The sequence below is a fragment of the Paenibacillus solanacearum genome (assembly GCF_910593845.1).
In the GTDB taxonomy this organism is placed as follows: domain Bacteria; phylum Bacillota; class Bacilli; order Paenibacillales; family NBRC-103111; genus Paenibacillus_G; species Paenibacillus_G solanacearum.
On sequence record NZ_CAJVAS010000043.1, the window covers coordinates 21,805 to 43,179 of the forward strand.

General features: G+C 53.7%; 18 protein-coding genes. 11 read left to right on the plus strand and 7 right to left on the minus strand.

Translation table 11 applies throughout. From position 1 onward, the window contains the following. Positions 1-64: 64 nt before the first annotated feature. Complete coding sequence (locus KXG62_RS28065) at positions 65-376, minus strand: SPW repeat protein (protein WP_218095342.1); 312 nt, start codon at positions 374-376, stop codon at positions 65-67. Positions 377-495: 119 nt separating this feature from the next. Here KXG62_RS28065 and KXG62_RS28070 point away from each other — a divergent pair, with 119 nt between their 5' ends. Beyond that, the gene (locus tag KXG62_RS28070; protein WP_218095343.1) at positions 496-972 is read left to right on the plus strand and encodes a GNAT family N-acetyltransferase; all 477 of its coding nucleotides are present in this window, start codon (positions 496-498) and stop codon (positions 970-972) included. A gap of 160 nt (positions 973-1,132) precedes the next feature. Next, positions 1,133-1,456: a hypothetical protein gene (locus KXG62_RS28075; RefSeq protein ID WP_218095344.1), complete on the plus strand. Its 324-nt coding sequence runs from the start codon at positions 1,133-1,135 to the stop codon at positions 1,454-1,456. A 115-nt stretch (positions 1,457-1,571) separates the two neighbouring features. Here the strand turns inward: KXG62_RS28075 and KXG62_RS28080 are convergent, their stop codons facing one another. From KXG62_RS28080 to KXG62_RS28095, 4 genes are all read right to left on the minus strand, one after another. Further along, positions 1,572-2,555, minus strand: a complete 984-nt coding sequence (locus tag KXG62_RS28080) for a FecCD family ABC transporter permease (protein ID WP_218095345.1) — start codon at positions 2,553-2,555, stop codon at positions 1,572-1,574. Continuing rightward, entirely contained in the window at positions 2,552-3,571 is a 1,020-nt protein-coding gene (locus KXG62_RS28085) for a FecCD family ABC transporter permease (RefSeq protein ID WP_218095346.1), read from the minus strand. Before KXG62_RS28085 ends, KXG62_RS28080 begins: the two co-directional genes overlap by 4 nt. Before the next feature lie 2 nt (positions 3,572-3,573). Next, positions 3,574-4,542, minus strand: coding sequence for an ABC transporter substrate-binding protein (locus KXG62_RS28090; RefSeq protein ID WP_218095347.1), 969 nt, complete (start codon positions 4,540-4,542; stop codon positions 3,574-3,576). A 102-nt stretch (positions 4,543-4,644) separates the two neighbouring features. Continuing rightward, a complete protein-coding gene (locus tag KXG62_RS28095) occupies positions 4,645-5,451 on the minus strand; it encodes an AraC family transcriptional regulator (RefSeq protein ID WP_218095348.1) in 807 nt (268 codons plus the stop codon). Positions 5,452-5,755: 304 nt separating this feature from the next. Here KXG62_RS28095 and KXG62_RS28100 point away from each other — a divergent pair, with 304 nt between their 5' ends. From KXG62_RS28100 to KXG62_RS28130, 7 genes are all read left to right on the plus strand, one after another. Next, positions 5,756-6,577, plus strand: a complete 822-nt coding sequence (locus KXG62_RS28100) for an aminoglycoside phosphotransferase family protein (protein ID WP_218095349.1) — start codon at positions 5,756-5,758, stop codon at positions 6,575-6,577. 164 nt (positions 6,578-6,741) lie between these two features. Then, positions 6,742-9,063, plus strand: coding sequence for a helix-turn-helix domain-containing protein (locus tag KXG62_RS28105; RefSeq protein ID WP_218095350.1), 2,322 nt, complete (start codon positions 6,742-6,744; stop codon positions 9,061-9,063). A 266-nt stretch (positions 9,064-9,329) separates the two neighbouring features. Continuing rightward, positions 9,330-10,949, plus strand: a complete 1,620-nt coding sequence (locus tag KXG62_RS28110; protein WP_218095351.1) for an extracellular solute-binding protein — start codon at positions 9,330-9,332, stop codon at positions 10,947-10,949. A gap of 96 nt (positions 10,950-11,045) precedes the next feature. Further along, positions 11,046-12,002 (plus strand): ABC transporter permease, encoded by a 957-nt coding sequence (locus KXG62_RS28115; RefSeq protein WP_218095368.1) that lies wholly within the window; start codon positions 11,046-11,048, stop codon positions 12,000-12,002. Positions 12,003-12,020: 18 nt separating this feature from the next. After that, positions 12,021-12,899: a carbohydrate ABC transporter permease gene (locus tag KXG62_RS28120; protein ID WP_218095352.1), complete on the plus strand. Its 879-nt coding sequence runs from the start codon at positions 12,021-12,023 to the stop codon at positions 12,897-12,899. Between the two features lie 45 nt (positions 12,900-12,944). Beyond that, on the plus strand, positions 12,945-14,255 hold the full coding sequence (locus KXG62_RS28125) for an ABC transporter substrate-binding protein (protein ID WP_218095353.1): 1,311 nt from the start codon (positions 12,945-12,947) through the stop codon (positions 14,253-14,255). Between the two features lie 602 nt (positions 14,256-14,857). Beyond that, positions 14,858-15,766, plus strand: coding sequence for a hypothetical protein (locus KXG62_RS28130; protein WP_218095354.1), 909 nt, complete (start codon positions 14,858-14,860; stop codon positions 15,764-15,766). 92 nt (positions 15,767-15,858) lie between these two features. On the opposite strand, the gene KXG62_RS28135 is transcribed toward KXG62_RS28130, so the two are convergent. Beyond that, on the minus strand, positions 15,859-16,878 hold the full coding sequence (locus tag KXG62_RS28135; protein ID WP_218095355.1) for a LacI family DNA-binding transcriptional regulator: 1,020 nt from the start codon (positions 16,876-16,878) through the stop codon (positions 15,859-15,861). A gap of 690 nt (positions 16,879-17,568) precedes the next feature. Between KXG62_RS28135 and KXG62_RS28140 the strand changes: the two genes are divergently transcribed. Further along, on the plus strand, positions 17,569-18,498 hold the full coding sequence (locus KXG62_RS28140) for a metallophosphoesterase family protein (protein WP_218095356.1): 930 nt from the start codon (positions 17,569-17,571) through the stop codon (positions 18,496-18,498). Between the two features lie 154 nt (positions 18,499-18,652). On the opposite strand, the gene pdxK is transcribed toward KXG62_RS28140, so the two are convergent. After that, entirely contained in the window at positions 18,653-19,465 is an 813-nt protein-coding gene (pdxK, locus tag KXG62_RS28145) for a pyridoxine/pyridoxal/pyridoxamine kinase (RefSeq protein ID WP_218095357.1), read from the minus strand. Positions 19,466-19,962: 497 nt separating this feature from the next. Between pdxK and KXG62_RS28150 the strand changes: the two genes are divergently transcribed. Next, a complete protein-coding gene (locus KXG62_RS28150; protein WP_218095358.1) occupies positions 19,963-21,288 on the plus strand; it encodes an ABC transporter substrate-binding protein in 1,326 nt (441 codons plus the stop codon). Positions 21,289-21,375: the final 87 nt, after the last annotated feature.

The following is a 21,375-nucleotide window of genomic DNA, read 5'->3' on the forward strand; positions in this document are numbered from 1 at the left end:
CGTTCGAACAGGGGATAACAACAACAACGGACTTGTCCTTTAGGGGGCAAGTCCGTTGTTCATCTTATTTCGATCCGAGATTTTGAAAGCTGAATACGATGGTCAGCATACCGAACACGGTAATATATAATCCTCTGGACACAGGCAGAAAAGTAAACGGCATAATGGCAAACACAAGGCCTGCAAGCAAGGTCAATAGATTCGGCAGTGCGTCTCCTTTGCTTTGGGTATATGCCCATAGCGAGCACACGATTTGCACCGCACCGAGCCCTACGCATATCCAGAGCGCGACGGGATGGTCGGCGAAGCCGATCACCCAGGGAGCAGCCAGAAACCAGAGACCGAATAGAGCTGTTAAGAGGCATCTTGTTTTCATACGGCACCTCCAAACTTTATTTAGCTTCCCTACATGTATATGCGTGAATTATGATAATTGGTAAGAAAAGTTAAGGATGATTTGATGAAATATCGAGGGATGGCGAAGGAGGAAATCAAATGATAATACGGCACATGGAACCGGAGGACTGCGGAGCGATTATAGCGGTGGCGGCTCACTGGTGGGGGAGCAGCTATACGAGCGATATGTTTTCGAGCTGGTATATTCGTCATTTTCGGGACACGTGCCTTGTGGCTGAAGAGGAAGGGCGTATGGTCGGATTTCTGATGGGGTTCTGGTCGCAGACGTTGCCGGACGAGGCGTATATCCGCATCGTGATGGTCGATCCGGCGGCTCGGGGACAAGGGATCGGACGAGCGCTGTACGAGAAGCTGTTTGAACAGGCGATCGCATCGGGCCGGACGACCGTACGATGCGTCACGGCTCCCTGGAAGAAAGATTCCATCGCATTTCACACGAAGCTAGGGTTCCGTATCGAACCGCAGCAGCAGGAGCTGGAAGGCGTTCCCGTATGCTTAAACTATGACGGGCGTGGAGGCCAGCGGGTCATGTTCGCCAGGCGGTTGTCTCGTTAGCCGACAGCGAGCGGTCTTTTCGTCTTATGTAAGCTTCCTGATTGTCTCCAAAAACCATCCTGAAATCAATGCATTAGCCGAAAGTCGTTAATATCGCGTGTATAATTTTACATTTATTCGCAAAAGATTAAGAAAAAGTTAGGATAGGAGGTTGTGACCTATGCAGCAACAAGACAATAACCAACAACAAGACAATAACCAGCAACAAGACAATGGCCAGCAGCAGCTAGAAGAAAAAATAGAGCAGGCTGCGAAGCAAGCCCAGCAAGTCTCGGAGCAAACGGAGCAGCTGGCGCAAGATGTGAGTGCCATGAAGCTGGAACAAATCCAACAGCAGGTAGAGCAAAACTCCCAGCAACTGCAGCAGCTTCAACAAGAGCTCCAGCAATCGGATTCGGGTTCGAATTCAAATCAGAATTCAAATCCAAATTCGAATGCAGAGCCGGGTTCGGATTCGAACTCGGATTCCAATCAACAGCAGTAGGACGCGGCAAGGATACAGATGAAAGCCCAAAGACTCATGTCACCCCTCAGATGAGAAGGAAACATGAGTCTTTTTCATGTGAGCGCGTTGCTCGATGGAGAACATCATCGACGGCCTACTTTATGCGTCGTAGCCGCTCCCGCCGCAGCAAGTAGACGAAATAAGGAGCGCCGATGATCGCGGTCATGATCCCGACGGGAACTTCCCTTGGGGTGATCACGATGCGCCCGATGCAGTCTCCGAGCAGCATCAGATTCGCGCCGATCAGCGCAGAGAGCGGGATGAGCCATTGGTTTCTTGAGCCTATTAAGCTTCGGGCCATATGCGGGGCGATCAGTCCGACGAAGCCGATCGCGCCTACTGCGGCAACGGAGATCCCGGCCAGCGCGACGGCCAGCAATAGAAGCCAGAATCGCTGGCGAATCGTATCCAGACCCAGGGAGATACTCGTTTCGTCGCCCAGCAGGAACACGTTCAGCTTGCCCGAGCTTAGCCATGCAGCCGGAAGCAGCAGGGCGATCCAGGGCAGGAGGGAGAGAGCTTCCCTCCATCCCCGGCCCCATAAGCTGCCTGACAGCCAGAGCAGCACCGTGTTGATGTTCGTCGGATGCGTGACGATCAAATACTGCGTTCCCGCCTGGAGTACGGCGCCGATCGCGACGCCGACGAGCGCCAGGGCAGCGGGCGACAAGGTCAATCGCTTGCTGAGCAGAAGCAGCAGCGCAAACGCCGCTAAGGCTCCGGCCAAGGCGGCGGCGGGAAGCATGTAGCCCGGCGCCTTCGGGAACAGGAAGATGACGGCGGCGGCCACGAGCCCCGCCCCTTTCGTAATGCCGATGACGTCGGGGCTGGCCAGCGGATTGCGGATGAGGCTTTGCAGAATAACGCCTCCGGCCGCCAGTCCGAATCCGGCGAGGATGCCGACGACAACCCGAGGCAAGCGGACTTCGTGAACGATATAATAGGTCGGGCTGTCCGGGTTCCACAAGCTTTCTCCCATACTGCGAAGCGGGATAGGCACGGTGCCTGCGCTGACGGATACGACGGACAGCACGAGCAGTGTGAACAGCGCGGTGATCAGCACAAGTCCTTTGCTCATCGGCCGGCTCCTCCTTTCTTGCGGGCCAAGTAGATGAAGAACGGGCCGCCGATCGCGGAGGTGACGATTCCGACGGGAGACTCGAACGGAAAGGCGATCATTCGGCTGAGGACATCGGCGTAAACCAGCAGGGCGCCGCCGAGCAATCCGGTCAGCGGAACAAGCAGCGTCAGCCTGCTGCCGACGAGTGCCCGGGCGATATGCGGCACGATCAGGCATACGAAGCCGATCGGCCCGCAGATGGCGACAGCCGAGCCGGCCATCACGATCACGAAGATCAGTCCCGCCGCTCTGACCATGCCGATGCGCTGGCCCAGCCCCGCCGCGACATCGTCTTCGAGCAGCAGCAGGCGGAAGGCGGGCAGCATGATCAGCAGCAGGAGCAGCCCGCCGAGGAAGAAGGGGAGCACGGCCTGTACTTGCGACCAACCTGCCTGACTGACGGAGCCAACGAGCCAGAACATCATGCTGTCCGTCGAATATTGGTTGAATATGATCATGCATTCCGTGAAGGACGACAGTAGAAAATGCACCGCAATGCCGCCCAGTGCGAGCCGAATGTACTGCTTATGCTCCGATCCGCTGAGCAGCCAGACGAGCAAGGCTCCGCCTGCAGCTCCGCAAAAGGCGAGCGCCATGGAGCCGAGCAGCGGCATGCCGGTAAAGGTGACCAAGCCGAATACGACAGCCAGCGAAGCCCCGGCATTAATGCCGAACACATGCGGCGAGGCGAGCGGATTTTTGGTCGCGAGCTGCGTGAGCAGGCCGGCGAGCGCGAGCTGAATGCCGACAATGCAGGCCGCTAAGGTGCGAGGCAGGCGCAGCGTCTGAATATATAAGTCGATGTTGCCTTGATTCCGGTACGACAAAGCTTCGAACAGGGCGGTCCAGCTGACTTTGGCCGGCCCCCACTTCAAGCTGAGCAGCATCCCTGCGGCCAGCGCGAGGGTTGAGGCAGAAAACAAGAAGAGCAGAAACCAAGTGCGATTCTGCTTTTCCAGCGGCATATTAGCCATCGTTATTTGACTCCTAATTGTTTCACGAGATCATCGGCGATTTTTTCCGACCCGAGCATGCCGCGGGATAATGACCAGTCGCGCCGCTCTACGGTATACACGCGGTTATTCGCTACCGCATCGATTTTTTTCCATAGCGGATTTTTCTGCCATTCATTGACGATTGTCACTTTATCCGTCGGCATCAGGAACAGCGCCTGCGGATTCGTTTCGACCAGCTGCTCCAGCGACAACTGCGGATACGCATTTTCATTTTTGACAGGATCGGTGAAGCCGAGAACTTTGAGCATCGACCCGGAGTAGGAATGGTCCGAGTGGCCGAAGAAGCCGGTCGGGTTCACAACGGCCGGAAGCACGTTCAAGCCGGCGCTTTTAATTTTTTTCTTGGCCTCGCTGATTTTGGCTTGATGCTCCTCCAGCCGCTTCTTGCCTTCCGCATCCTTGCCGACGGCTTTGGCGACGATGATGTAGTTTTTGAGCATTTGGTCGTAATCCGCCTGGTAGTCGTTCAGAACCAGGATCGGGGCGATGGCTTTGATCTGAGGCAGCGCGTTTTTATGCTTATTGATATCGACGATAATCAAATCCGGCTTCAAGGAGCTGATCAGCTCGATATTCGGCTCGTAGCGGGAACCAACGGACGTATAGCTTTTCAGCTGGCTTTTGACCGAATCCATGAACAAGTCCGGGCTGCCGTCGTCGGCAATGCCCACAGGCTGTACGCCCAGGGTGACCAGCATATCCGTGAAGCTGAAATCCATCGTCACGATGCGTTCCGGCTTCTTGGGGAGCGTGACGGTTCCTTGCGCGTCCTCGACGGTAATTTGACTTCCTGCCGAAGCGGCTGGCCGGCTGCCAGCGTTGTTGTCGGAAGTTTGCGTTGTTGCGGCGCTTTTGCCGCAAGCGGCTAAGCTAAGGGTGAATACAAGCAGTAACGTGGTCCAAAGCGCACGTCGAATCCAAAGATGCATGTCCGTTCCTCCTGATTGATAATAATAATTATTCTCAATTGATTTTAGCCTGAGATTACGATCCAGACCATATCTAATATGGAGATTGGACATGTTATATTTTTAGATGTTAGACTGTAGTTTTTTTTGGAACGCCGTAGGCGAACAGCCGACCTCCTGCTTGAAAATGCGGCTGAAATGGAAATAATCGACGAATCCGACCCGTTGCGCAATTTCTTTGGCCGGCAAATGTGTCTGCTCGAACATTTGCTTCGCTTTTTCGATCCGGACCCGGCGCAAGTAGTGGGTCATCGTGACCCCGGTATGTTTTTTGAACAGCACGGTATAATGGCCGACGCTCATTCCCGCGCGCTGGGCCAGCATGGGCAGCGTCAGCTTCAGCATGTAATGCTCGTTTAAATAAGAGAGCGATTCTTCCATGGTCAAGGCGGAGGACTTCTCCGATTGCTTCAAATATGTTTCGTATAAATAAATGAACAAAATGCGTTCCATAATGAGCCGTTTGCGAACCGATTGGGCGGCTTCCTCCTGGGGCGAACGGACTTCGATGTCCCGGATCGTGCGGAGCAGCTCGTCCAGCATATATTTAATTTTCACTTCGCTGACGGTGCGCAGCGGACCGTGCAGCGTCCATTCATTGTCTTCCGGATGCACGCGATACGTAATGACGGCATATTCCGCTTCTTTGGTCTTGGGCACCTGCACGGCATAAGGGCCGCGCGCCGGATGGCAGGCATAGCCTTGCGTGAAGACGACAGGCTCCTGTCCGCGGGAGGAGATGACCACGTGGCCGCGGAGCACGACGATAAGAATGTGGGTGTGCGGCAGGCTGGCAACGGTTAAGGAGGAGCGGATTGTTTCGATGGATTCGAAGACGGGAATGATGGCGGCAAGCTGTTGGAAATACATGCGTCCTAGCCCTTTCTGACACTTGATACCCTCCATATTGACATAACCGGAAGCGAATGTACAAGCCGAATTTTATTGGAAAAGCCGCCCAGCCCCAGCCCGCGGCGGCACCACTGCCAAATCGTTACAATCATTTTTTCCCTGGGAACATGTGCCGCTGAATGCTACACTTCATCTATCAGTTAGGAGGCGTTGTCTATGACAAGCGATGTATACATGCTTGGGTTAATCCTATCAGGGGTAGCGCATACGTAACCCGGAGAACTGCGTGATTCCCCTGCCATGAAAGGGGTTTGCGGAAAATATGAGTACAAATGAATTGCATGATTCGCGTCAAGGAGAAGAACCGAGGCGGTCCCAGCCGCAGGTGCTTTCCGCCGAAAAGTCCGTCAGCCGCGAAGGGAATGTCGTGCTTCGTCCCGCCGGTCCATGGACGCCGCACATTCATCAGCTGCTGAGGCATCTGAAGCGGGACGGCGTAACGGGTGTTCCGGATATCGTCGGGTCCGGCCTAAGCGAGGACGGGCGCGAAATGCTCGGGTACGTGGAAGGGGAGTTCGTCCATCCCGGACCGTGGAGCGACGAGGCGCTTGCAGAAGTCGGCCGCATGCTGCGGCGGCTGCACGACGCTGCGGCGTCGCATGCGCCGGACGGGGACGCGGCATGGCAGCCCTGGTTTTTGCGCGGCGTAGGCGGGCCGCATCGCATCGTCAGCCACGGCGATATTGCGCCGTGGAACATGGTGACGCAAGGCGGGATGCCGATCGCGCTCATCGACTGGGAGTTCGCCGGCCCGGTTGATCCGATGGCCGAGCTGGCGAGGGTATGCTGGCTCTTCCCTCAGCTGCATGATGACGATGTGGCGGCGAAGGTCGGACTGCCTCCGGCGGATGTCCGCGCGAGGCAGCTAAGGCTGCTCGTCGACGCATACGGGCTGCCGGCCAAGGAGCGGCGGCAGCTTCTGGACCTTATCATAGAGGTCGCTGTGCGCGAAGCGGCCGAAGAAGCGATCGAAGCGCGTATTACTTCCGATAGCATCGGCCCGCAATGGGGAATGGCATGGCGCATTCGAGCCGCGGGCTGGATGCTGCGGCATCGTTCCTTGTTGGAGCAAGCACTGGCATAGCTCTCGCAGCTGCAAGTCCCGATCACCGCGAACGGCGGATCGGGACTTTTTTTCGTGGCAGCGTCTGCGCTTATCCGCGGCGGAGGAAAGCGCTTTGCGTTATATCCCTTTCGTGTATAATAGAAAGAAAGCACTTACAACGCACGGATACGGAGGTAACGGATGTGAGGCTTCAACGGATCCGGTTCTACAAGCGCAGCGTCATCGTCAACTGGCTCATCTCGTATCTCTCCGTGTTGCTCGTTCCGATTATGATCAGCGGCATGATCTATGCCGCGACGTGGCATGTGGTTGAATCGGAAGTGAACCGGGCCAACGAATCGGTGCTTCAGAAGATGGAGCAGGCGATCGACAGCAACCTCGGAGGAATCGAGCGGTTAAGTATGGAGATGGCGTTGAGCAAGCGTCTTGGCGCTTTCATGAATGTGAACAAGCCGCTCACGGACAACGATTATTATGAGCTGTTCAGCATTGCGAGCGATTTGCGTGTCTACAAGATGGCCAACGACTACATCGAGCAAATATACGTTTATTACAAGAACAGCGATACGGTCTTGTCGACGCGCGAGCATATCGACAGCCGCGCTTTATTCGAGAGGCTTGGCGCCAAGGACGACCGAGGCTTGGAGGAATGGAAGTCCTTCTTCGGCAAACGGTACATTCAGGAATATGTGCCGGTTACTTCGTTGGAGGACGGGCCTCCGGCCAAAGCGGTCATGTACGCCAAATCGGTCATTCTCGACAATCCCGATCTCCCGGGCGCCGTCATTTTGTTCATTATCAAAGACGCGAAGCTGCTCGAAAACATTCGCACGCCGAATAACGCCGCCGTAGCCGTATTGGATCAGCATGACCGCATGGTCGCTTCAACCGGCTTCGATATGCGGCCCTCGCTCTTGGCTCACAGCAGGCTGCCGGGCAAGAACGGGCTGTTGTACGGCGACGTTGCCGGGGAGCAAACAGCCGTCTCCTATATCACGTCCGACAGTACCGGATGGAAGTACGTATCGATGATTCCGGCCGAGCTGTTCGACGAGAAAATGAAATATGTCAAAAACCTTATTTATTGGAGCATCGGGCTAAGTTTGGCGATCGGCGGGCTTGTGACGTATTTGTTTCTGAAAAAAAACTACAACCCGATCAGCGCGCTGATCCGCCGTCTCTCGTCCCAGTCGGGCATCTCCTTTGAGGAAGGGTCCAATGAATACGGCTATTTGCATGAAGCGCTGAACAATACGTTCGCCGAGAAGGAGAAGATCGGGCAGCGGCTTGAGCGGCACCGCAACGCGATCCGGTCGCATATGCTGCAGGGCTTGCTGAAGGGACGGCTGGAGCCCAACGTGCCCGTGCACGAATCGCTTGCAGCCCATAACATCCGGCTTATGTCGCCCCACTTTGCAGTGCTGCTGCTGCATGTCGATCATTACGGCAAATTCGCCTCGACCGATGACGCGCAGCCGCAAAAAGAGAAGCTGGCGCATTTCATCCTGATGAACGTGGCGGAAGAAGTGGCGGGGCAGCGCCATCAAGCGTTTGCCACCGAGCTGGAAGGGGTGCTGGCCTGTATCGTCAACTTGGATGAAGCTCGGCCCGAAGCGTCCGAACTGGATTGGATCGCCGAAGAAGCGAGACGGTTTTTGCTCGATCATTTCCACATTCGCCTGACTGTGGCCATCAGCGGCATACACCGGGAAGTCGAAGGGATCTCTCGCGCTTACCAGGAGGCGATGGCGGCACTCGAGTACCGTCTGGTCATGGGGAGCGGGGAAATTATCCGGTATGCGGAGCTGCCGAGCGCGGCGCCGGACGGCGGCTCTGCGGGTTATTATTATCCGCTGCATGTAGAGCAGCAGCTGGTTAATTTTGTGAAAACGGGCGATTACGCCAAATCCAAAGCGATGATTGACGAAATTATCGAGGTGAATGTGACGTCCGCTTCCGTATCCGTCCCGCTCGCCAAGTGCCTCATGTTCGATCTGATCAGCACGATGCTGAAAACGATGGATGAGCTCGGCATGAGCAACAAGCGCGAGTTCGTCAACCGGGTGAATCCGGCGGACCGGCTGATTGGCTGCAAAACGATCAAGGAGATGAAGATCCAGCTCGGCGACGTACTGGAGCAAGTATGCCGCTCGATTCTCGAAGACCGCAATCAGGGCCAGAACCAACTGGGCCAGCAGGTGATCGATTACGTGAAGCGGCATTACAGCTCGGAGAATTTGAACATTACGATGATCGGCGAAGCGTTCGGGCTGACGCCATCGTATGTGTCCAAGCAATTCAAAGCGCATACCGGCGAAGCACTACTGGAATTTATCAACAAGATGCGGCTGGAGGAAGCCAAGAAGCTGCTGGCCGGCCAGCCGATGGCGATTGCCGAGATTGCCAGGAGCGTAGGATATGCGGACATCAATACGTTTAACCGCGTTTTCAAAAAATACGAAGGTATTACGCCGGGCAAATTCAAAGAAATCGCCAGTCCGTAGCCGGTAATCCGTGACCAGTCGTCCGCGATCCATAGTCGTCGTCTGCAGTCAGCAGCCGAAGAAAGCCGCCATGAGCGGCTTTTCCCGTTTTTGCAGGCCCAGTGCCGAATTTGCGTAGGTGCGCTTTCGATTTTACAGATCGATTTCCGGTTTTGATGATATCGGGCCGGCCTCGATTCGCTGCATAATAACGGTAAGGTGCACGGACGGAAAGGTGTGCCAATCAGTGCCAATCAATGCCAATCAATAGAGGGGGATTCGAATCCATGGGGAACCATTCCAGGAACAGGACGATCGGCATCGCGGTGTCCGTCGCGCTGGCTTCTGCCAGCTTGCTGGCCGCATGCTCCAAAGACAATACGGCGGGCAACGCGGCGAAGTCGTCGGCTACGCCGTTATCCGAGGCGGGAAAATATCCCGTCAACACGCAGGAGACGATCACATCGTGGGAGCAAATCAATAATAATTTGACGACGTTCGTCACGAATTTGGCCGATTCGCCGTTCGGCAAGCAGCTTGAGAAAGAAACGGGCGTGAAGGTGAAATACGCGCACCCAGCCGACGGGCAATCGAAGGAGCAGTTCAATCTGCTGATCGGCTCGAACAACTTGCCGGACGTGATCGAATACGACTGGAACAACGCCTATCCCGGCGGCCCGGAGAAGGCGATGGCCGATAAGGTCATTGTGCCGCTCAACGATTTGATCGACAAGCAGGCGCCGAATTTGAAAAAAATATTGCAGCAGGACAAAGAGCTGGACAAAATGCTGAAAACGGACAGCGGGAAATATTATGTGTTTCCGATGATTCGTCCGGACAACGGCCTTGTGTTTCGCGGCCCGATGATCCGCAAAGACTGGCTCGACGAGTTGAATCTGCCCCTACCGACGACGATCGACGAATGGTACACGGTGCTCAAGGCGTTCAAGGAGAAGAAGGGGGCGACCGCCCCGTTCACGGCGCAATACAGTAATGAATTGAACATTCAGGACGCGTTTATCGGCGCGTTCCGCACCGCAAACCGCTACTATATCGACGATCAGGGCAAGGTTAAATACGGCCCGATCGATCCGCAGTTCAAGGACGCGCTCGCCCTGCTCCGCAAATGGTATGCGGAAGGGCTGATCGATAAGGACTTTGCGCTGAACACCGATTCGAAGGGGCTCGATAACAAGATGGTGAGTGACGCTTCGGGCGCGACGGTCGGCCTCCTGAGCGGCGGGATGGGTCGCTGGATGGAAGCGGGTAAGAAGAAAGACCCCAAATACCGGCTGGTCGCCGCGCCGTATCCGACGTTGAAAAAAGGAGAGCGCGCTTTTATCGGGCAGCGCGATTTCAAGTACAACCCGGCCGCCAGCAAAGCGGTGACCGCCGCCGCCAAAAATCCGGAGCTCGCCGTGAAGTGGCTTGACTTCGCGTACAGCGAAAAAGGAAAAATGCTGTTCAACTTCGGCATTGAAGGGGAAAGCTACACGATCTCAAACGGAACCCCGGCCTTTACGGATAAGATCACCAAGGATCCGAAGTACAATCTGCAGCAGATGGTTACCCAGTACACGAAGCCGAACGGACCGTTCCCCGGCGATCCGCGGAAAAACTTCAACACGTTCCCGGAGCAGGACGAGGCGATCAAGATTTGGGAGCAAACCGATGCCGCGAAGCATGTCCTGCCGTTATTCATTACGCCGACGGTCGAAGAGAGCAAGGAAGTGGCGAAGATCAATACGGCCATCGCCAGCTACAAGGAAGAAATGTTCGTGAAATTCGTCATGGGCAAGGAGCCGATCGACAAATTCGACGATTACGTGAAGCGGATCAAAGAGATGGGCAGCGACAAGGTGACGAAAATTTATCAGGACGCGTACGACCGTTATAACAAGAGATAATGAGATACTGCCCGCGTTCGTTAGCAGGGGGCGAGCCCGACATGTCCGGGGGCGCTTCCTGCCGGAGAGCGGCGGGAGGATGGAGTGGGAACGGCGATGGCCGAGATCAATCAACGACGAATTGCCGCAAGCACGGAAGCGAAGCGGACAGCAGGGGGGATCCTGCTGGACATCCGCAGGAACAAGCTGCTGTATGCGATGCTGCTGCCGGTACTGCTGTATTACGCCGTATTTCATTATGCCCCGATGTATGGCGCGATGATCGCCTTCAAGGATTTTTCTCCGCGACTTGGCATTTGGGGCAGCGAGTGGGTCGGCTTCGAGCATTTCGAGACGTTTTTCACGGGCGCTTATTTTTGGCGGACGATCAAAAATACGATCCTGATCAGCTTATACGAACTGATATTCGGGTTTCCCGCGCCGATTATGCTGGCTTTATTGCTCAATGAGGTGAAGAACGCCGCCTTCAAACGGACGGTGCAAACGGTTACGTACATGCCGCACTTCATCTCGCTTGTCGTCATCTGCGGGATCGTGAAAGATTTTACGTCGAGCGAAGGCGTCATTAACGATGTGATTGCGTTTTTCGGCGGGCAGCGGACCACCTTTTTGCTGGAGCCGGAGCTATTCCGCTCCGTATACGTTTCGTCCGGCATTTGGCAGCATATCGGCTGGGGGACGATCATTTATTTGGCGGCGCTGACGGGCATCGATCCGGAGCAGTACGAGGCGGCCCGCATCGACGGAGCCGGAAGATGGAAGCAGATGGTGAACGTGACGATCCCCGGGATTATGCCGACGATTGTCATCCTGCTCATTCTTGATATCGGGCGAATGATGAACGTAGGCTTTGAAAAAATCATTTTGCTGTACAATCCGGGCACGTATGAAACGGCCGATGTCGTCTCGTCCTACGTATACCGGGTCGGCTTGCAGGACTTTAATTACAGCTTCAGTTCCGCCGTCGGCTTGTTCAACTCAGCCGTCAATTTCACGCTGCTTGTATTGTCCAATTGGCTGAGCCGCAAATGGAATGACACAAGCTTATGGTAGGAAAGGAGAGCCTGCAAAATGAACCGTCCGACGGTATCGGAACGATGCTTTGACTTCGGCAACCTGCTTGTACTGACGCTGCTCATGATCGTAACGATCTATCCGCTTATTTATGTCGCGTTCGCTTCTGTGAGCGATGCCGGCCAGTTGATGGCGTTCAGCGGACTGCTGTGGAAGCCGCTGGGATTTTCGCTCGATGCGTACGCCGGCGTCTTCGCCAATCCGATGATTTTGAAAGGATATGCCAATACGTTCTTCGTCGTGACTGTGGGGTTGGTGTTCAACATCGGTCTGACGTCGCTCGGGGCGTACGCGCTTTCGCGCAAAGGGCTGAAATACCGCAAACCCATCATGCTGCTGATCGTATTCACGATGTTTTTTAGCGGCGGCTTGATCCCGTTTTATTTGGTCGTCAAGGGCGTCGGCCTGGCGAACACGCTGTGGGCGCTCATCATACCGCAGGCGATCAATACGTTTAATTTGATTCTGATGAAGACGGCCTTCGAATCGATTCCGGATGCGCTGGAGGAATCAGCCAAGATGGACGGCGCGAACGATTTGGTCATCCTGTACCGGATTGTCCTGCCGCTATCGATGCCCGTCGTGGCCGTCATGCTGCTGTACTACGGCGTCAGCCACTGGAATTCGTGGTTTCACGCGCTGATCTTTTTGCAGGACCGGTCGATGTACCCGCTTCAGCTTGTCCTGCGGGAAATATTGCTGCAGGGCGAAGCGAGCTCGATGGCTGTCGGCGCTTCCGATACGGATGCGGTGCTGCTGTCGGTTACGTTGAAATATGCGACGATCATTGTCGCGACTGTGCCGATCCTGCTCGTGTATCCGTTCCTGCAAAAATATTTCGTAAAAGGCGCGCTGATCGGCGCGATCAAAGGTTAGAGACGAGAAACGATCATTCATTCAGCTATAAAGGGGCCAACCGATATGATAAAACCAAACCGAGCGCTGCTGTCTTCTGCCATCGGCGTATTATTGATCATGTCCGCATGCGGCGGCAGCGGAGCCGGCAGCAAGCCGGGAGAAGCTGCGGTAACGAAGGATGCGGACCGTAAGCCCGTAGAAATTACGTTTTACCGGCCGAATACGGCCACAACCGAAGAACAGTTCATGGATCTGATGGGCAAGCGAATCAAGGAAAAATTCCCGTTCGTCACGCCGAAGTTCATTCCGTACGGCCAAGGCACGAATGTCAATGAAGTCGTCACCTCCGGCGTCGACCTGGACATCATCATCTTCTCCATCGGCTTCGTGCCGCAAACGCAAAACTATAATTTGCAAACCGATTTGAGCGATTACATCAAGAAATTTACGTACGATACGAAGCGTCTCGAATCGACGACCTTTGATTTCATCAAGCAATACGGCGGCGGTAAAATCTACTCGCTTCCGATCTTTACGACAGCGCAGGTGCTGGCATACAACAAAGATTTGTTCGATAAGTTCGGCGTACCTTACCCGAAGGAAGGCATGACCTGGGACGAATTGTACGACACGGCGAAGAAGCTGAGCCGCACGGATGGCGGCGTTCCCTATTACGGGTTCCTGACGTCGGTCTCGCATATGCTGCGGATGAACCAGCTGTCGCTGCCGTTCGTTGATGCGAAGGCGAACCAGCCGGCGATCGGGACGGAAAAGTTCAAGCAAATGGCGGAAAACTTTACGCGCTTTTACCGCATACCGGGAGCCGAGCTGCCGAAGGAAAAGCAGGGGAAGGAAGGCGATCTGTTCCTGAAGGACCGCACGCTTGCGATGTACGGCTACCTGAACAGTGCCGTGGTCGGCGCGGCCACTGCGGGCATGAACGTAGACGCCGTCTCGCTGCCATCGTTCAAGGAAGCGCCGGGTACGGGCTCGCAGATGTACCCGACGTTCGCCAGCGTGTCGAGCACGAGCAAGAATAAGGAGGTGGCCTTCGAAATCTTGGCGTATTTGACCTCCGATGAAATGCAGCTCAAGTTCGCCAAAGAAGGAACCGGCCTACCGGTCGTCAACAATCCGAAGCTGATGGAAGCGTTCGGCGAGGACATACCGCAGCTGAAAGGGAAAAACATCAAGGCGTTCTATCCGGCGAAGCCCGCAGCCATCAGTCCGAAATCCGCATACGACGATTTGGTGGAGAAGCAGGCGGTCACGGCGTTCCGTGAATTGGCGCAAGGCGTGAGCGATGCCAACACTGCGTTCCGTAAAGGCGAGGAGCAAGCGGCCAAAGAAATCGAAGCCGCAGCGAAGAAATAAGTTAGAGAGAAGACGGCCAGGCAGAGACTTATACTGTTTGGCCGCTTTTCGTTCCCGGACCGGTGCGATCTGAGCCATAAACAGAAGTCATGTTCTCATCCAAACGCGGCAAGTTGCGAATTTACATACGATGTTTACATTTTTGGCGCAAGACGGCATCCGGATTTACGGCAACGATCACAAGATTTACAACAACTATATGGAAAAGCTGACCGGCAAAGCGATTCTGAGTCTCCTAAAGCGTAATGCTGCAGGAACAAAAGCCGGACATGGGGTTCATATGTGCGGCTTTTGGTTTTGTCTGGATTTACGGGTGTGAAGTAATAGACGAAATTGAATTGCGGCTGATCTACCTGAAAAAATTGGTCCCGAGGCTATGCCCCCTGTCAATGTCAATCCATTTTTTACCGATTAGGTTGAGTTGCTCGGATTTTGGAGCACAGTAACCGGCTGCAAGCGGTGCAAATCGGAACCGTGCCAGACTTAAGTCGAGTTCCAATTCCCGCCCGGGGACCGGAGGAGTTCTGGTCCTGCGACTGATTTGGGTATCTTTTCCTTTCTGTATAGTTAAAGTAACAAATTGCAGAACAGGCGGGAATAAGATGAGAAGTCGAGCGATTGCAGGAAAGAAATCATGGGTCCACCACTTCGAGGAGGAGAGATGGCTTTATCTCACAGGATTATTCGGTTTTCTGCTAGCCGGAATATGCGCGGTTTGGGTGTTGTTGTTCGGAGGGGAGGTTGCTCCCCGAGGCGATGTCTCGAAAGCGATCTCCTTCAATGCGGCACTCGGCATATTTTTGCTCTCGACGGCTGCCATTATGCCGTTTGCCGCAATGGGGAAGAGGAGCAAAGTTTTTTTTCGCATAACGTACATCATCCTCGTGCTTTATTCTTACGGTGCAGAAACGGTGCAAAATTTCCGCGGCGTCAACCCGAGATTCGTACATAACGGTACGATCTTTGATAAGACGGTCGGCAACATCTTCGCTTTTGTCGCGTTGATGCTCGTATTGAGTTATCTATTCCTGGCAGTACATTATTTTCGCCGAAAAGCATACGTGCGGCGCCCGGAAATCGTGGTAGGGATTCGTTACGCCATGGCGGCCACCGTCATTTCGTTCGCGGCAGGCGTGTGGATTTCGGTCAATCAAGGTCGGTTCACCGGCTTGGAAGGAAACATCATATGGCTGCACGGTCTCGGGTTCCATGCGCTTCAAGCCGTACCGATCGTCGCCTGGTTAACGGAGTATACCTCGCTTAAGAGCACGGTTCGCAGGACCATGGTTCATATTACGGGTATTGCATATGTGCTTGGACTTATCGCGATCGGCGTATTGACGTGGAACGGTCATTCCGTTCTGGAATGGTCGGCGCTACAGGTCGTCGCAATCGTCAGCTTTCTGGTTTCGATCACGGCAGGCGCGTGGGTGCTTGGCCAGTCGGTTACGGAGCTGCGGAGGGCATACAAGGGTTACGGGTTCGAAGGCTTAATTTCCATGATGAAATGAAACGAATAACAGTTTGACCTGAGCGAAGCAGCCGGCCGCACGGATAAGCGGCCGGCTGCTTCTTTTGTATGGCTGGTCCGGCCGGTGCGCAGCTAGTGCGGCAGGCTGGATTCTCTGATCTTCAGTTCCGGATGCAAGTAAGTGATTTTACCCACTTCTTTTCCCTCGAGGACGTCGTTTACGAGCTGCACGGCCATACTGCCGAGCTTGGATATGTTTTGGGTTACGCTGCTCAAGCTGGGCGTCAAGTAATGGCATAATTGAATATCGTCGTAGCCGACTACGGAGACGTCCCCGGGGATAGCGTATCCCGCCTCGGTCAGTTTTTTCATGACGCCGACCGCCATCATATCGTTCGCGACAAAAATGCCGTTAAACTCGCTCCCTTTCTCAAGCAGCGCTTCGCAAGCAGCATATCCGCCCTCCATGTTGTCTTTGGGAGCGTTGACGATCAAATCCTCATTTACCGAGATTTGGTTGCGGCTCAATGTTTTAATATAGCTGTCTTTCTTCACGACGCTGGGGTAGGAGAAGTTGAAGCCATTAATGTAAGCGATCCGGTCGCGCCCGGTATCGATGAGATGTTGAACGGCCATGCAAGCCCCTTCGGCTTCGTCGGAAAGCACGCAATAAATGTTTTTCCCGACCAGCGCATGATTCGTGAGTACGACCGGTATGCGTTCGGACGTCTTCATAATATGATGGCTGTGGGGGTCGGTCACGTTGCGCCCGCCGACGAATATAATCCCGTCCACCTGCTTCTTCACGAAAATTTCGACGTATTTTTCCTCTTTTTCAATCCAATTCCCCGTGTTTCCGAGCAAAATTGAATAGTTGTTGTGAAAGGCATGCTTTTCGATCACATGCACCATTTCCGCATAGTAAGGATTGTTCACCGTTGCGATAAATACGCCGATCGTCCTCGTAGACCTGGATACAAGACTTTGAGCCAGCGCGTTAGGCGAGTAATTCAAACGTTCCATAATGGAATGGATTTTCCTCCGGGTTTCGCTGCTTACTTTATCGGGGGTGTTGATCGTTCGGGATACGGTAGCAGTTGACACGCCGGCTTCTTTGGCGATATCGTATATGCTTGCGTTTTTTTTGCTCACTAGAAAATTCCCTTCATCGATTTAATGATATGACGACGATGCAATATTAAGAAACCCATTACATTCGATTATATCGTACGGCCGATTTGTTTTCAATTGCCGCGATTTGCGGCAGCCTGTGATCGAATATAGTAAAAGTATGCTAATCAAGACGGGGCACGAGTCGTGGTATATATTTGGCAGATGCAATGGAACCGTATTGTTGAAAAATAAGCAATGGTATATAATGACTCGTGTAATGGGTTACATTAAGGCTTGTATTTGTTTTTATAAAGTCGGCATATATTAGATTGATTTTATAGTTTTGTTGGATTTTTTGACACATTTAATGTAATGGGTTGCATTTGTCGTTTTGTAATTATGACGTCATGTTTTGCTAATGAAGTGATTCTCATCGTTAACGGGGGGGACTGCTGGACAAGACAGAAAAAGATTCCGTACGAATATTTGGAGGAAGGCGCCGACTTTATGCTGGGGAACGACGTCAAAGTAGGGCTGTTCGGTCCGCTGTGCTGAGCAGCAATATATGGGTGAACATGCCCTCCTGGAAAGACTGGAAAGAAGCGGAACGAAAGCTTATAATACTGGCATTAATAATAATATTTTGATCGCATCGGATGATAAGCAGCTGCAGGTCACCCTGGAAAAAGACATGCCTGGGCAGAAATGATCATGGAGAGGGAGAAGAGGATGGGAAAGTCTAAGCTGACGTTCGGCATTGCGGCCGACATTCATCACGATTTTATGTATCAAGCGGAGGAGCGGCTCTCACAGTTCATTGACGAGATGAACCGGGAGCAGGTTGATTTTATTGTTCAGCTCGGAGATTTCTGTTTTCCGCTGCCGGAAAACCGTTCGTTCGTGAATGTGTGGGAGCGATTTCAAGGCCCGAAGTATCACGTGCTTGGCAATCATGACATGGACAAATGCAATAAGAAGACGATCATGGATTACATCGGGATGGAGCGCAATTATTATTCTTTCGATCAAGGGGATTATCATTTCGTTGTATTGGACGCGAATCATTTGCTGCTTGACGGACAATACGTCGATTACGAATTCGGCAATTATCATAAGCATCCGGCCGCTATCAGCAATTTGACGCCGGAGCAGCTTGTGTGGCTGCGCGACGATTTGGCCGCAACGGACAAGACGACGATCATCTTCAGCCATCATAACCTGGAATCGCCGTACAACGATTTCAACTATGGCATCAAGAACAGCGACGATTTGCTTGCCGTGCTGAGAGAAGCGAACCGGTCCGCCGGATTCCGCAAGGTAATCGCCTGCATGAACGGCCACAACCATTTGGACGGCGTGAAAGTGATCGACGATATATACTTTATTCATATCAACAGCATGTCCTATTTCTATATGGGCAAAGATTACGAAAAAGTCAGGTACGATGAGCAAGTATCGGCCCGATATCCGATACTGACCCGTTCCGCTCCATACATGGAGCCGTTGTACACGAAGGTAACGCTCGAGGAAGGTCAGCTGACGTTAACGGGCAGAACGTCGAGTTTCGTCGGCCCGTCCCCTGTGGAATGCGGGCATCGGAACTTTTGCGGCGGTCATGTGGTGACTGCGAAAATATCGGACCGGGTGCTGAAATACTAGCCTCTGCGTACCGTGCTGCCGGTCTTCGGCTGAATTCGCAGGTACACACAAGACAAGTCCGGTGCGGTGCGAAAGTAAAAAAAAGCTTATTCGGTTCCCTAGGGGGCGAATAAGCTTTTTTCATGCGCGTTTTCGGGCTGCTTGCGCAAACCGGTTACGCGTGGTATTTGCGGTAAGCGGAGTGCATCGTCGGACCGACGTACGAGTTGATCGGGAAGCCGTGACGGATCGCTTCGGAGATGAACGCTTTGGCGGTCGTGACCGCTTCGCGAATGCCGCTGCCTTTGGCGAGCTCGGCCGTTACAGCTGCAGAGTAGGTGCAGCCGGCGCCGTGCGTGTAGCTCGTCCCGAGTTTCTCCGATTCGAACAGCTCGAAGCTCGTTCCGTCGAAAAGCAGGTCAACCGCCTGCGGATGATCCAGCTTGGCGCCGCCCTTGATCAGGACGTATTTCGCGCCGGAGGCGTGGATGATTTGCGCCGCTTCCTTCATATCATCGAGCGTCTTGATCGGCGGGCGATCCGCCAACTGAGCCGCTTCGAACAAATTCGGCGTGACGACATCGGCCAGCGGGACAAGCAGCTCGCGCAAGGCGACCGTCGATTCCGGATGGAGCGCTTCGTCGTTGCCTTTGCACACCATGACCGGATCGATGACGATGCGGCTCAGCGACCTGGAACGGATCGTTTGCGCCACCAGCTCGATGACTTCCACCGAACCGAGCATGCCGGTTTTGAGCGCGTCGATGCCGATACCGTCGAGAACGGTCTTAAGCTGCGTCTCTATTGTAGATAACGGTACCGGATGCACGCCGTGCGACCAGCCGTTGTCCGGGTCCATCGTCACGATTGTCGTAAGCACCGTCATGCCGTAGACGTCCCGCTCCTGGAACGTTTTCAGATCGGCTTGTATGCCGGCGCCGCCGCTCGTATCCGAGCCGGCGATAGTCAATGCTTTGTTCATGCTCAAGGTTGTTCTTCTCCTTCATACTTGATATCGGGAAATCGTATATCCTTTATCCTAAAGATTTTACCGTCATTTTACAACCCGCAAATTTAACAAAATAGCGCCAGATCCGATTCGAACACATATACGGCTGCGGATAAGGCGACAGCGTTCGCGACGGAGCGAGGCGCCTCATGATCTGAAGTTGGTTATAAAATTATATATTTGTTATAAATGAACATACAACATATTTACAAGGTTGAGGTTCGATGATATGATTTGTTCTGTCAAAGGTGATAACTGGAAATGTAAGCGCTCTATCTTATGGCTTTTAATGAGAGGCAGGTGAACGTGGCGAACGAACCTGTTCCGACGCAGCAATCGTGCAAGGCAAATCCGAATGATCCGCTGCGGGAAGAAGGGGAACCGGGAGCAGCCAGTTTTGGGCGGCGCGAAGCCGGCTCATGATGGTGCTTGGCGGGTAATGGCGTGGAAAAAATGCGAATAAGGGGCGTATATCGATGATGAAATGTAATTATTTTTTATCGATTCGGAAGGCATCCTTCGTACTGATGATCGGTTCTCTTTGTGCCGGTGCGCTTGCGGGCTGCGGCGAACCGGACAAACCGGCTGCAGCGCTGCCGGACATGAAGCCTAAAGAACCTATCGAGCTTACCCTTGCACCGTACTTTCTCAACATGACCGATGCGGAATTTGAAGAGGTTCTGATCAAGCCGTTGCAGGCAAAGTACCCTCACATCAGCCTGAAAGTCGTTCGCGACGATATTACGAAGCTGGTTTCGGCAGGTCAGACTCCCGATATCGTATACTCCGCCAACTCCAGATTTTCCGTGCTGCAAGAGCTGGACATTCCGTATGATTTGAGCGCCTTTGTGAAAACGTACAACATGGATTTAAACCAATTTTCCAGCCCGAACATCGATTGGATCAAGGAGCTCGGCACGAAAGGCGAAATATACGGAGTTCCGTTCGGCCTCAATCAAATGGCCTTGTTCTACAACAAAGATTTGTTCGACAAGCGGGGAGTCGCGTATCCGAAAGACGGCATCACCTGGGACGAATACTTCGAGCTGACCAAGAAGCTGACCTACAACGATGGGGGCGTGCAGTATCGCGGCAGCCTTCCGCCGAATCCGGAGTTCATCTCCCGGATGAAATCGATGTCGCTGGTGGATGCGAAAACGAATAAAGCGCTGGTCAACAATGACGCGTTCAGAAACGTGATGGATCTCGTGCAGGCCTTTTATCAAATCCCCGGGATGGTGCAGGACGGCCAAAAGCTGCCTGCGGGGAGCAATCATTTCGTAAAAGATTTACAAATGGCGATGTATTTGAACTGGATACCGGATACCGTCGGCTTCATTCAGCAGTCGGCCTCCTCGATGAATTTCGATCTTGTCGGCGCGCCGGCGTTCAAGGACAAACCGGGGCTCACGATCGATCATGGCGCCCAGATGATGGTCGTTTCGAAGTCGTCCCAACATAAGGAAGAAGCGTTTCAGGCCATTCAGCTGTTTGCATCGCCGGCGGTGCAAAATATAATGAACCGAAAAAGCCGCTTGACCGTGCTGGCCGATGAATCCCTCACAAAGCAATTTTTGGCCGATGTGGAAGTGACCAAGGGGAAGAACATTCAAGGCGCGTTAAAAGTGAAATCGGCCAAAATGGCGCCGCCGAATCCGTACCACGTCATTGTGGCGGGCAAAGTCAATGCGGCGGCCGAAACGTTCGCCACAGGGGCCAAGGATATCAATACGGTTCTCCGGGAAACGCAGGAGGAAGCGGATAAGGCGATCGAGCAGGAACTGGCCAAGAAGAAAAAATAAGCTTCTGCGGAGAGCTGCTTGTCCATGTTCTCGTCACAACGGCGCTCCATCCTGTATGAGAGCAAAGGCCGGCAGCGCGCAAACAGC

What these genes read in the sequence shown, in the direction of transcription:
- KXG62_RS28065 (WP_218095342.1), bottom strand. Translation starts at nt 376, where the DNA reads ATGAAAACAAGATGCCTCTTAACAGCTCTATTCGGTCTCTGGTTTCTG.
- KXG62_RS28070 (WP_218095343.1), top strand. Translation starts at nt 496, where the DNA reads ATGATAATACGGCACATGGAACCGGAGGACTGCGGAGCGATTATAGCG.
- KXG62_RS28075 (WP_218095344.1), top strand. Translation starts at nt 1,133, where the DNA reads ATGCAGCAACAAGACAATAACCAACAACAAGACAATAACCAGCAACAA.
- KXG62_RS28080 (WP_218095345.1), bottom strand. Translation starts at nt 2,555, where the DNA reads ATGAGCAAAGGACTTGTGCTGATCACCGCGCTGTTCACACTGCTCGTG.
- KXG62_RS28085 (WP_218095346.1), bottom strand. Translation starts at nt 3,571, where the DNA reads ATGGCTAATATGCCGCTGGAAAAGCAGAATCGCACTTGGTTTCTGCTC.
- KXG62_RS28090 (WP_218095347.1), bottom strand. Translation starts at nt 4,542, where the DNA reads ATGCATCTTTGGATTCGACGTGCGCTTTGGACCACGTTACTGCTTGTA.
- KXG62_RS28095 (WP_218095348.1), bottom strand. Translation starts at nt 5,451, where the DNA reads ATGTATTTCCAACAGCTTGCCGCCATCATTCCCGTCTTCGAATCCATC.
- KXG62_RS28100 (WP_218095349.1), top strand. Translation starts at nt 5,756, where the DNA reads ATGAGTACAAATGAATTGCATGATTCGCGTCAAGGAGAAGAACCGAGG.
- KXG62_RS28110 (WP_218095351.1), top strand. Translation starts at nt 9,330, where the DNA reads ATGGGGAACCATTCCAGGAACAGGACGATCGGCATCGCGGTGTCCGTC.
- KXG62_RS28115 (WP_218095368.1), top strand. Translation starts at nt 11,046, where the DNA reads ATGGCCGAGATCAATCAACGACGAATTGCCGCAAGCACGGAAGCGAAG.
- KXG62_RS28120 (WP_218095352.1), top strand. Translation starts at nt 12,021, where the DNA reads ATGAACCGTCCGACGGTATCGGAACGATGCTTTGACTTCGGCAACCTG.
- KXG62_RS28125 (WP_218095353.1), top strand. Translation starts at nt 12,945, where the DNA reads ATGATAAAACCAAACCGAGCGCTGCTGTCTTCTGCCATCGGCGTATTA.
- KXG62_RS28130 (WP_218095354.1), top strand. Translation starts at nt 14,858, where the DNA reads ATGAGAAGTCGAGCGATTGCAGGAAAGAAATCATGGGTCCACCACTTC.
- KXG62_RS28140 (WP_218095356.1), top strand. Translation starts at nt 17,569, where the DNA reads ATGGGAAAGTCTAAGCTGACGTTCGGCATTGCGGCCGACATTCATCAC.
- KXG62_RS28150 (WP_218095358.1), top strand. Translation starts at nt 19,963, where the DNA reads ATGATGAAATGTAATTATTTTTTATCGATTCGGAAGGCATCCTTCGTA.